The organism is Bacillus sp. NPDC057893 (assembly GCF_042796455.1).
In the GTDB taxonomy this organism is placed as follows: Bacteria; Bacillota; Bacilli; order Bacillales; family Bacillaceae_G; genus Bacillus_A.
Genome location: NZ_JBHVNG010000001.1, coordinates 1053252 through 1065479, shown reverse-complemented (window position 1 = coordinate 1065479; position 12228 = coordinate 1053252). Strand labels below are relative to the sequence as shown.

General features: G+C 34.5%; 10 protein-coding genes and 1 pseudogene. 3 read left to right on the top strand and 8 right to left on the bottom strand.

Going from position 1 to position 12228, the window contains the following annotated elements; translation table 11 throughout:
- Positions 1-143 precede the first annotated feature (143 nt).
- Positions 144-332, bottom strand: a pseudogene (gene spoVFB / locus ACFVQC_RS05865) (dipicolinate synthase subunit B); the annotation flags it as partial.
- Positions 333-728: 396 nt separating this feature from the next.
- Between spoVFB and ACFVQC_RS05860 the strand changes: the two are divergent.
- The 3 genes from ACFVQC_RS05860 (at position 729) to ACFVQC_RS05850 (ending at position 3293) form a co-directional block, all read left to right on the top strand.
- Positions 729-1256 (top strand): hypothetical protein, encoded by a 528-nt coding sequence (locus ACFVQC_RS05860; protein WP_377897644.1) that lies wholly within the window; start codon positions 729-731, stop codon positions 1254-1256.
- Between the two features lie 30 nt (positions 1257-1286).
- The gene (locus ACFVQC_RS05855) at positions 1287-2471 is read left to right on the top strand and encodes a DUF3994 domain-containing protein (protein ID WP_377897643.1); all 1185 of its coding nucleotides are present in this window, start codon (positions 1287-1289) and stop codon (positions 2469-2471) included.
- Between the two features lie 81 nt (positions 2472-2552).
- On the top strand, positions 2553-3293 hold the full coding sequence (locus tag ACFVQC_RS05850; protein WP_377893812.1) for a DUF7018 domain-containing (lipo)protein: 741 nt from the start codon (positions 2553-2555) through the stop codon (positions 3291-3293).
- 339 nt (positions 3294-3632) lie between these two features.
- On the opposite strand, the gene ACFVQC_RS05845 is transcribed toward ACFVQC_RS05850, so the two are convergent.
- The 7 genes from ACFVQC_RS05845 to ACFVQC_RS05815 form a co-directional block, all read right to left on the bottom strand.
- Positions 3633-4421 (bottom strand): N-acetylmuramoyl-L-alanine amidase, encoded by a 789-nt coding sequence (locus ACFVQC_RS05845; RefSeq protein ID WP_377897641.1) that lies wholly within the window; start codon positions 4419-4421, stop codon positions 3633-3635.
- 16 nt (positions 4422-4437) lie between these two features.
- On the bottom strand, positions 4438-4668 hold the full coding sequence (locus tag ACFVQC_RS05840; RefSeq protein WP_377897640.1) for a phage holin: 231 nt from the start codon (positions 4666-4668) through the stop codon (positions 4438-4440).
- Between the two features lie 42 nt (positions 4669-4710).
- Complete coding sequence (locus tag ACFVQC_RS05835; RefSeq protein ID WP_064056995.1) at positions 4711-4950, bottom strand: hemolysin XhlA family protein; 240 nt, start codon at positions 4948-4950, stop codon at positions 4711-4713.
- 65 nt (positions 4951-5015) lie between these two features.
- Positions 5016-5156, bottom strand: a complete 141-nt coding sequence (locus ACFVQC_RS05830; RefSeq protein WP_377897638.1) for a hypothetical protein — start codon at positions 5154-5156, stop codon at positions 5016-5018.
- Between the two features lie 26 nt (positions 5157-5182).
- Positions 5183-5671, bottom strand: a complete 489-nt coding sequence (locus ACFVQC_RS05825; protein ID WP_377897637.1) for a hypothetical protein — start codon at positions 5669-5671, stop codon at positions 5183-5185.
- 113 nt (positions 5672-5784) lie between these two features.
- Positions 5785-10722 (bottom strand): phage tail spike protein, encoded by a 4938-nt coding sequence (locus tag ACFVQC_RS05820; RefSeq protein ID WP_377897635.1) that lies wholly within the window; start codon positions 10720-10722, stop codon positions 5785-5787.
- On the bottom strand, positions 10719-12194 hold the full coding sequence (locus tag ACFVQC_RS05815; RefSeq protein ID WP_377897632.1) for a distal tail protein Dit: 1476 nt from the start codon (positions 12192-12194) through the stop codon (positions 10719-10721). The genes ACFVQC_RS05820 and ACFVQC_RS05815 overlap by 4 nt, the downstream gene beginning before the upstream one ends.
- Positions 12195-12228: the final 34 nt, after the last annotated feature.

The window sequence follows — 12228 nt, the reverse complement described above, 5'->3', positions numbered from 1 at the left end:
CCCTTTCTAGATACCAATCCTTCTATAACTTAGAATTAGAAGGAGCTTACAATGCCCCCTCTAATCTTAATAACGTTAATTTTATCATATTCTACAGTAAGAATGATGGTTTCAACAAAAATTGTACGTTTTTTTTTCGTTTTTTAATTCATATATCTGAATTTTTCTACAACAACAGGTTGTAATTGTTTTCCTTGTAACGCTTCTAATACTGTATCTTCAAGTAACTCCATACGAGCTACCATTGAGTTCGGTTTTTTCTCTGGTGCATCTTGGCCGAATGGTACGAAGTAGATGTCTTTTGTAGCCATTAGGCGCATGAGGTTGACGCCAACAGGGTGATGACAATATAAACATTTCTTTTTTCTTCTATTATATGTTTATTTCACAAGCTGTAAATTTATTTTCATTTCAAAGCATGTATATCATATTCTTCATTAATAAAATAAACAAATTTTACGGTATTGCATTGATTGTGTAGTCAGTTCCTATTTCGTTCCTCAACCTTTAGAAGCATAAAAAATCCCAAACACTGAGGATGGGATAAGGAGAAATTTTTTAAAAAGCATACGATATGAGATTCTCTAAAACCGTAATACACGTTTTCATATTGGTAAAACACTCAAAATCTTTCTTAAAGACAAAAATTTATATATCTTATTTATGTAATTTATGTTATGGTTCCATATGTTAATTAATTACAATAATTTCAAAAAGGAGTATACATAATGATAACAAAGAAACTAATATGTTTAGCACTTCCACTTATGTTATTAGGGGTAGGTTGTGATATGTCTAAAGACCACCCTGAAGATAGTACAGCGAAAGAAACTATAATTAAAGAGGATACAACGAAAGAAACTCCAGTTAAGGAGAACCAAATGCAAGTAGCAGTAGATTATAAAACTTCTGTACTTGACTTAAACAAAGAACTAGAAAGCGCTATGAATGAACTGTTTACGATAGTTACTAAAGATAGCACTTTAAGTGTTTCAAAAGATAGTTATAAAAACGCGCTATTATACTTAAGAAACGTAACAAAGAAGTATGATAACTTGAAACCAAGTCATGATCCAGCCTATAAACAAGAAGAAACTCATAAACTTATTTTAGACTCAATGAAGACTATGCAAGATGCAATTAGTATTCAATATAATAGCATAGACAACATAGCAAGCGAAGAGTTTATGAGAGGATTAACCCAAACGAACGAAGCTTCAAACAAGTTTATAGAAGCAATAAAAACATTGAAATAAGAAGGCTTTAGTTATCAAGGGGGATTCATAATGAAAGCAAAAAGACTTATAACGTTAGCTTTACCTATCATTTTATTATCTGCTTGTACAACAGAAACATACGGACTTACTCAATCAGAGTTTAGACAGGTAGACAAAGAGTTTAAAGCAGATAAAATGATAGAAGATATGAAAAGAATGCATTATAGTGATGAAGAGATTGAAAAACAACTAAGAGGTGCATTAGCAACTATTACGGCTAAGCAGGAAGAAGCGGAAAAAAAGTCTAAACCGAAAAAAGACATACAATTAGACTCATTCAGTAAAGAAACGAAAACAGATACAGACAAACAATCCTCTGATAAAGACGATACAGAAGGTTTTCCTACAGATGATATAGATAAGAAAGAAAAGAGTACAAATAAACTATCCGAAAAAGAATATGTCAATCGTGCATTTGAGTTACGTTTAGACTTACAACAAGAAATAGATAGTATAAAAGCAAAAGCTAAATCAATGATGGAAGATGGTAAATCAATTACAAAGCCTACAATTGATGCCATTACGGATACGAGACTTGTATTGGATGATTTAGAAAGCATGAATCCACCGAAAAAGTATGAAGAGCAGCAGGAGTACCTCATTAAAGAAGCTGTAACAAAGAGTAGAGAAGGATTAAATAGAGTAGAAGAAGATATTAGAAAGTTCGGCGACGGTAGAATTGGTACTGTAAGACTAAAAGAAGTACTAGAAAAAGGTATGAATGAGGTAAACTACGGACCTGTTTTGTTGGAAACCTTATTCGAAGATTTTGAAGCAGATTATCCTGGGGTAAAACAGAAAGCAATGGATAAGAAACAGAAAGAAAAGAAAGACTCTGATGAAGGGACTGTTAATATCTCTGCAAACGGTAAAGAGTTAGTAGCTGATTGGGGTACATATCGAAATGGTGAATTTAATCTAGGTTTTGACTTAAAGAAAGATGGTTCTTTCCTCATGTATGAGAGTGAAAACAAGGAAGAGCGTGATCAAACTCATATGATAGGTGAATGGAAGTATGACGGGATTAAGAAAGAAATTACCTTCAAGTATAAGAAGTTTATAGAGCATGGTTCAGAGAAAGAAGGTATAGACTTACCACCATATGCGGAATTCAAGGTATTATCCTTTAACGGTGATACATTTGAAATGATGGAATTAGAAAGTGAAGTAGTAATGAAAGCAAGGAAACGCTAAAGAAACAAGGAAGCGGTATAAAAACGTAAACAATAGAGTATAAAGGGAATCTACAAAATAAGAAGTAAAGGGGTAGGAGAAATGAAAAACAAGAAACTAATATGTTTAGCACTTCCAATCATGTTATCAGCGATAGGTTGTTCAAATAATGACATAGAAAAAGAAAAGAAAACTGATAACTTACAAGTAGCAGAGTCAGAAAAGAAAACTGAAACAAGATCTGATAAGGATGTTATAAAATCGTTAAATGAAGAAGTAGATAAACTACATAAAGAAAAGGACGAGTTAGAAAAGAAGATACAAGATGAAAAGGCTAGTAAAGAAAAAATAAGTAAAGAGAAAGACGAGTTAGAGAAGAAAATACAAGATGAAGAAGCTAGTAAAAAAGAAGTAAGTAAAGAGAAAGATGTAATTAAAAAGGAAGACAAGATAGAAGACAATACGAGATTCAGTACTATAAAAGAGTATCAAGAGGCAGTGTATAAACTTGCTAATAAGTTTGAATCTGAATTACGCGCAACGAAACCAATAATTGAAAAAGATAAAACACTATTAACAAATAAAGACGAATTAAAAGCACAGTATGATAGAGTACAAGTACAGGCTGAGAAGATAAAATCCCTTCGCCCACCTAAGGAGTACACAAATTTACAAATCGGACTGATAGATTCCTTAATTGTATATCAAAAGGCAGTATACGGCATGTTTTCAGGCCTAGACGAAAGGGATAAAGAAAAGGTTAAAGGGTATGAACAATCTGTAATGGATGGTTTGGCATACTTTAAAGATTCACTAAACGCAATAAAAGAAATAAAGGAATAAGATATGTCCTTTATTTTAAGGGGAGCATCTTCATGAAGGTTGTACGCTCTATATTTAAAACTTTTCGTTTAATAGGTTTAATTGTAAAGCCAGTACTTAAAGCGTTATCTAAAAGTAAATTTTAAATCTCATAAATATTAAAATCCCCTTCTGCATATAGGTGCAAAAGGGGATTTTTTCAAATTAATCTATTCGTTCTACAGATACTGGTTCATAGATAAATAAGAAACGGTACCTTTACACTAACATCTGTAAAGATGAAAATCAATATATAATTATCTACATATAGAACCAGATAATAATTTTTGTTCATAAAACTATTCTTTTGTTAAAAAATGATTAGTTAACTTTAATATATTCATACCACCACTTGCCAGCAGGTCTAGTATCCATCCACCAAGTGATCTTGTCTAATTCTGGATTAGGTAATACTTCGGTCTCGATATAAGCCAGTCCTGTTAATGGATTAACAATAACTTTCCCTTTTGTTCCACGTTCGGCCATAGCTTGAATCGCTTCGTTTAAATAATTCGTGCCGAATCCACCTGATCTTACATATTGATATCCACTGTTATTACTCGTATTACCGCCTCCAGAATTATTAGATGCACCTGAGACTGATTGTCCAGTTAATGCGTATACAATAGAATTTGCGATTTTATCAACGCTCCATTTTGCCATATCTGAATCGTTGTCAATGAAACCAAGTTCAATCAGAATAGCTGGTGCTTTAGTGCTATTTAACACATAAAGGTCAGTACGTTGTTTCGCCCCACGATTAGACCAACCAATATCTTTTGAAAGTTGTGCTGATACTTTTGCCGCTAAAGATTGTTGGTCGTAGTAGCAAACCTCAACACCGTTAGCTGTTCCGTTATAGGCGTTTAAGTGAAATGAAATAACAAGGTCCACATTATGCGAATTACAATTACGAACGATGTTATTTAAGTTTTGCGCCTGAGTTGAAGCCGTTTCATCCGTATCATCATAAACTGTGTGACCTAACGCTCTTAATTTAGATGCCACCGCATCTTTTACCTGACGATCCATAACATGTTCTTTTCTACTTCCGCAATTTGCACCTTGTACAATACTATTGTGACCACCATGTAAACTATATTTACCCATTACTCAACATCTCCTTTTAGTGTAAGTTATTTTTTTCTAATACATCTTTTTGTTGTAATCCTTTATTGCTTAAATAGTTGTTTTTCCAAGCCATATACAGAGTGAAAGCTCCACTAATGACAGCCACCAAATCGTTTGTGATTTTGTCATCAATCGTTTGGTATCCCACAAGATTTAAAACACTATTAATCACAGCAATTACTAATACGACATAGCGACTAATTGAAGCTGTATCTAGATTTTTCATACTTTCACCTCCTTCAAATGAAAAAAGTGACCGTATATACGATCACTTCCCAGCGAATTTAAAAAGAGCCATTATCCCACCGGTGATAATAGCCCCAACAACTGTAGTTCCAATCCAAAACACCAATTTATCTAATCGATCTACACGCATATGTGCACTCTTTGCTGATTGCTGGGCTTCAATGGCAACTTCTTTTACATTTCCTAAAGTATCGAGTTTGGTTTCTACCCTTGTTAGCCCAACAAGTAGTTCTTTCATATCATCATGTTTTAATTCAGCCATCTTTTCACTCCTTTATACAAAATAAAAAAGAGTGGTGAATTTCACCTCTCTTTTTTATTTTACTATTAGATTTCTAAAAACACTTTGTTCCCTTCCTGTTTAACCGTTATTTCGCTGTCAACAACACAACCGCCCTCACAGGATATATAAACTTCACTATCAGGATTCAAATTCAACAAATTTGCAATTAATTCTTCAACAGTCAAATCTGCACCTCCCGTGAAATAGATTTTTAACTATATACAGGAATACCGACTATATATGGTGGCATTCCTTCTGAATACCGCTTGAATGATTTAGAGTAATTTTTAATGAAGTTCTCTTCTTCCTTGACCTCTGCTAACCATTTTCTTGCAGAATCTATTAAGCCTCTGCAAAATTGTACTAGATCAATATTTAACACGTCATCAATTACATTATTATGGAAAAAGAACGCTGGATTCGGTTCAACAAATATAATTCTTTTGTAGTTTGATTTCTCGTGTTGTGTACTTCCTTGGTGTAAGAAAGAACATCTAAAATAGTAACAATCAGCAGCTGACATTCTAAACTTATCTCCTACATATCTGTTGTACCACTCTCTATATTTATTCCCATTAGCTTTCCCATCTTCAGATTGCAAAGCAGCACAAATATCAGGTATACACAAGGCCATACCTAAAGATAAATGATATACTCCTGCATCTAATCCTCTTTCAATTTCATTAAACAAATCTTCCATCAACAAGCCCCCCTTATCATGAGTTTATTATACATGGATAAGAGTGAAAAACTCACATGAAATTTTAAAAAATGTTATACAAGCCGTATTTTATACAAAATAAAAAGACCAGCCTATGACTGCTCCGGTTTCATATTGATTAAATTTTGAACTAATAATTGTTCTAACACTTCAATTCTACGGTTCGTTTCTTCTTTAACCTCTTTAATTTCTTCTTTTAATTGCTTGTTCTCATCTTTAAGTTCAATATATATTTTTTGCGTTGCATCGATTGTAAGAGAAACTACAGGATATAGATTGATAGCTTCCTTTTCTGCTGTAGTAAATACATCATCTGAATCCTCTGCTATAAACCCGTATTGTAGAGGAATATCTTTAACAGTAGGTAATGGATCTCCCTCTTTTCTGTTCTCTCTCATTTCGTACAATCTATCCATATCAGACTTAAAGTAATACTGTTGCGCTTTAAGTCCCATAAGCTTATCAAGGGAATTAATTTCAATATCCTTAATAGCTGTTTTAATTTTTCTCGTTGATGTCTGCTGTACGGATACCGCTTTAATATTACGAGCTTCTAAATCCCTAAATTCATTACCATTAACGCTTTTAATTTGAAGGCTACCTTGATAACCAGAGACGTGAGAAGACCTCATTAGAACGTAAGCAAGCCTAAAATCAGCGTTCATTCCATCGTCTTTTATTCCTGGTGCATTTTGTTCACTAGGTTTGTTGGTTCTTGAAAAAGTCCAGTTACCATTACCGGATTCTATATATACTTCTTTGTTCGCCTTTATCCATGCATAGCTAGCCGCACTTACATACACACGACCACCATAAGTTCCAGCAAGACCTTCTGTTCCTATATAAACATCATTTTTAGATTGTAATGTAAGTTGTCCATCAGCATAAAACTTAGCGTGTCCACCATCTCTAATGAAATCGATATAACTGTTATGCGAAAAAGTATTTGTGCTTGCATTATACCAGGCAATCATACCGATTCTTCCTGTAGCTTGTCCGTAATCGTAAGAACCACCAGACTTAGGAACGACTTGCGTAAATGACATTGTTCCGCTTAGGTTGTATCCTGCACCGCTATCTCTACCTAAAAGGAATGTAGGTTGTAAGCCGCTATCATCTCGTCCATAAAAACCTAAATAAAGACGACCGTTGTTGGTATCGTCGAACATTTTAATGTTAGATTGAGTGATTGAAATGTATCTTCCGTTAGAAGTATTTGCTACTGTTCTTAACTCCACACCTTCTAAGACTTGCCCTTTGATGTGTGCTGCTGTAACGTATCCCACCAGGTTAATTTTGTTTGCATTCAACGTAATATTTTCTTTACTCATATTGAACGCTGCGATGACTTCGTTTTCTTTTACAGATATACTAACACCTTTTTCAGTTATCGTAAGACGTGATTCCATATCTCTTACATATCCTGAGGTAGCAAATTGTCCGTTTGCTTGTTCTTTCGTATATACCTCTGTTTTCTTTGCTGCTGCATTAATACCTTGTTCATTGATAGTAAAGCGATTATCAATGAGAGTCATCTTTTGATTGTATTGTTCTGTTGCTAGTTTGTTAGCTAATTCATTTAGTAAGTCGGTTTTATTTTGATTAACCGTATTCTTCAAATCAGGAATCTTAAAACCAGCAACATAATCCTCTACTTCCTTGATTGCTACTTTAGCTCCGATTTCCTTTGCCTGTTGTTCGAGTTTAGAATTGGCATCAGTAAGCTTCTTCCCTTGAGAATCGACTACATTGTTTAAATTACTAACTGTGGAAGATAATCCGCTTGCTGTTTGCTCTACTGTAGTCATACGCTTTTCGAATCCAACTTGACTGTTTTGAACGTTTGTTACAGTTGTTTTAACACCATCTACACTTTGCTCCAGTTCATATGTTGACTTACTAAAGTCTGTTGGAACAGATCCTTTTTCTAATTTAGCTTTCTTGAAACGGAATTTCTTACCCTTTGAGTTTTCATTTCTTTCAAACCTTAATCGCAATCCCCAGCCAGTTGCTCGCACATCAAGCTTAAACGTAAATGATCTTCTGGACCAATTAGCGACAAGGAATTTATTTTGCAAATTTTCTGCCCACGCTCCATTAATAAACTGGAATACCATTAGATCAATCGGAACGTCGTTTTGCAAATCGATACTGAATGTCATATCTTTCCCTTTTTCATAGTCACTCATCTTAGTATTATCTAAATGAAATTGATAGAAAGAGTCGGTATGATCTGTACATTCTACAATCATATAATCCTCAGAGAATGCTTGACCAGCCTTGTTAACTTGTGCACCTCCAGACATTCCAATTGTTTGTGGTCTTTGATTTTGTCCAGTATTGATTAGCCAGTTTTCACCGCCTACAGTACGAGCATCAACCTGTTCTAACTTTGTCGAAATCTTCCCAGCTTCTTCTTTAATTTCAGTTGTTGTTTTCTTAAGTTCACTTGTTGTTTGCTGCACATCAGAAATAGTCTTTTTTGTACCTTCTACAGTGGATTCGACTGTATTTAATTTATTACTAATTTCACTATCTTTTTTCGTTAAAGATTCAATAGAAGTTTTAAATCCCTCTGCGGTTTGCTCTGATTTAGTAACACGTTCTGTAAGCTTCCCTTGTTCGTTTTGAACAGCGGAAACGGAGTTTTTAATACCGTTAATGTTATTTTCGATTTCTACTGTTTTCTTAGTGAAATCAGTCGCTGTTACTTGATCTTCTGGTGCTGGTGTCCATGCAGTTGGTACAGTACCAATTTCTAATTTAAGTTTTTCAATTAACGTGTCCCCAGTGAAATCACGCGCTAAAACGTAAACTGAAATCTCTTTAATAGGCTTATCCATTACTACCGAACTCGCTGTGAATCTTTCCTGGTTATACTGTTTACCTAGTGTTATTCGATTCTCTGCGCGGCAACCTGAATACTGAGATGTATTGTCTGCGAAAGTAATCTTCACTTCAAAACCAACCCATTTATTTGTTGTCCCCCATGCAGTAACTTTACCTGTAAATAGGAAACTCATAGCAAGATTCTTCCCCTGCATTAAAGTAGCTGCATCCTTCGCTACATCAAAATAGGTATGTGGTTTGTTTTCCCCAGTCTTCACTAAATGTGATTTAATAGCTGTTTCTAGTAATAAATTTCGGACACCAATTTCCGTATTTTCAACTGTTGCTTTAAGCTCCGTAATCGTTTGTATTGTACCCTCAGCAGTCTGCTTTGCTTCATTAGCAATTTTCGATACTTGCGTTACATTATTTCCTAAATCAGTAACACTTTGTTTCTCTGCTTTAGATCTAATAGCTTCATTCGTTTGCTCAAAAGATGTACTGATTTCTTGAAACTTTTTAACGTTTCCTTGTTTGTCAGTTTCATAAATTTGTTTACCTATAAATCCATTATTAATCTCATCTTTTGTGAAAATACCTGATTTATCGGCTTTATCTTTAATTTGTTCCTTAACAAAATTTGAGTCTACTTTTCCCTGAACCTCTTTTTTTACATCAGAAATTTGCCCTGCTATTGCTTGAGCTTCTTTCTGAACATCAGCTACTTTGGTATTCAACTCTTTTTTTGTGGATTCAATTTGTGTATTTACTTGCTCTAAGGTTTCTTTCTTCACTTTCTCCACATCTGGAACAACCGATTCCCAAACCGTACCTGTCCATATTTTCAAAATACCAGGCTTCCCATTACTAATATCACGCCAAAGCGTTTTATAAGGTTGCATCCCCGTTGTCGGTGGATTCTTAGCTTCAATGATTTCTACCGTGTTATTTTTAAGATTCTCTTGAACCTTTTCAGCCAGTGTTTTCGCTGCTTCGGAGTCTTTCTTAGCATTATTAGCTGTTTCATTTGCATCTTTCACTAATTTATCTAACTGATCTATCAGTTCTTGTTTACTTCCTAGTGAACTAAGAATACGATTGTATATCTTTCGTAGTTCTTCGTTTGGATCAGTAATTTCACGATAATCACCAAACACATATTTATCTTGCAATGGATTTTTATATGATTCATCACCAGCAATTGTTCTCGCTTCTAAATAAAGCTTAGGTGTGAATCCAATATCTTTAATTCGGATTGCATCTCCTTCATTGATTAACTCGTGAGCTAGTCCAAATACACGCCCTATACTTTGTGCTTGAACATCATAAGAAATAGAGGTATTCACACGTTTTGCTAACTCTGTTTTCATCAGAATCAATAAACGTTCTGGTGTTATATCTTGTTCTGTTTCTGGTGTGTAAAATCCAAATTTATGTTTACCTTTTTCATTCCAACGTTGAAAAGCATCGTTATCCACAATATATGGCATACCTTTGTTTATATCTGCGATGGTGAGAACTTCTCCACCTTCTTTTTTGATAAAGCCAATTAAAGCTGTACAAATGTTTTGTGAGTTTTCAATACGTTTAATTCCAACTAAATCTTTACCTAACGTGACTTCCTTTCCTGTTTCTCTTCCTCTTTTTTTCACCATGTCTACATACCAACCTGCAATTTGAGAACCAGCCACTTCAACACGGTATATAATTTCTAGTTCAAATAGGGAAGCAATCTTTTTTAAGAAACTCAATGGATCTATAAATTCGTCAATAGTCATAGAATGAAATCCAGCGTACTCCGTTTTACCACGCTTCCATTTTGTACCTACAAGAGCAATATCCATAAATTCATTTACTGTCTTGCCTTCAATTTTCTGTGGACGAATATAATCATCTTTAGCAAGATTAATCCATGCACCTGATGCGTAAGTAATTACGGATCTATCGTTAGGGTCTTTCTCTACTTCAGTGATTACATACGGAACAATACGCCCATTCCTTACTTCTTTTAATACTAAGTTTTGTTGCATAAGTGTTGCGGCATATTTAGTGTTATCAAATACTTTAAACTCTAAAGTATCAATATTATTCTTGATTTCCCAATGACGTTTATCATCCCAATAATCTTTTGGTTGTATAGCTGAAACGGTTTGACTCGTTTTAAAATCAATAATATGTAAGATTCCACCTGGTGTTCTCATCTAAACCGCTCCCTATATTTAACCTTTGCTGTTCCGATATCAGAAGGCATGATTTCTAGTGTATTCATACCTTTATTAATGACAGGAAAATTACTGAAAAAGTCCTTAATATTAATTGCATCCTTACCTTCAATCGTTACATGACTATTTTCAGTATCAATTACAACTTTATCGCCAAAATCTACTATATAAGGCGGTGTGTTTTTCGTATTTAAATTTACTTTCCAAAACTTTAAATCACTAACTGACATCGCTTCTACTGGTGGTACATCTTGCCATTGCATAATGCTAATCTGTATTTGAGCTGCTTTTTCCATGTGATAGTTATTTTCATCTGTCCAGCGTGCAAAACGTTCTGAATCATCTTTTTCTGTCCCAGGAAGAAATTTTGAAATATATGCTTCCCATACATTTCCTGTTCTAGCTATCCACAATCGACCAAAATATTGATTCCATGTATTCGGATAATCACCGCTCTCATAAATCAACCCTGTTTTCCCTGGTTTGTTATCGTATCCAATAACCATTGTTCCAAAATTTTGTTCGGCTTGCCAATAAAGATCGTTCATAGCAATTTTTGAAAGTACCTTACTATTTTCATCGAGTATTGCTATCTCAACTCGGCCCATTTCATTGATTTTCTTACTCTTACAAGTAACGTAGGCTTGCATAATAAAATCTTGCACTGGGCCACCAGGTATACTCTTTTTAACAGCTGCACCATGCCATCCTTTACCTGTTCCGGTACCAAAATCAGAACAATAAAATTGATATTTATCTGATTTCATTTCGCCGACTGGCTCACCATCTTCCATCGCACTGACTTTACTCCATCCGACCGTAGTAGCCATTTCATCCCATACTATACGTTGATTCCTTTCTACAGGCTTTTCCACAGTTTTTAGTGGCATACCGATACGAAAATAATCTCGATCACTTAAGGATACCCCACCGAACCATACATCTAAAAAAGTGTTTGGCTTTTTAATGTCAATCTCAATAATAGGATTAGAATGAACTGTTCCTTTGTTTTGAACATTTGCTGTTAACCCTAGCGCACCTGTTTGAAAATCTACTGTTCGAGTAGGCCCTAATTTATAAGGCATTGGACAAATAAATTTCAAAGTACCTTTACCTAACGTAACGAAATTATCAGGGTTAAAATCTTCATCAATTATAGCTAAATATGTTCGATCAGGAGTTGCATCAAATACTAGCTCAACTGCTTCTTCTGTAATTAACCATGCTGCTATTTCTTCTTTTAACGTTTCTAAACCTGTTCCATCTGGAACGATAATTCCTACAGGGACAGGAAGTGGACGAGGATCTGTATCCGTTCCTAATAATCTTGCGCCTGGATATCCAGGTGTTTTTAAGAAATTACGTTTTAGAGGTGCCCATGTTGGTGGACTCCATCCTTTTTCTATTTGGATATATTCTTTTCGTTGATTGTTGAATGTAAAAGAGCTCATTTTGACACCCCGTTTCTTTATAAAATAAAAGAAA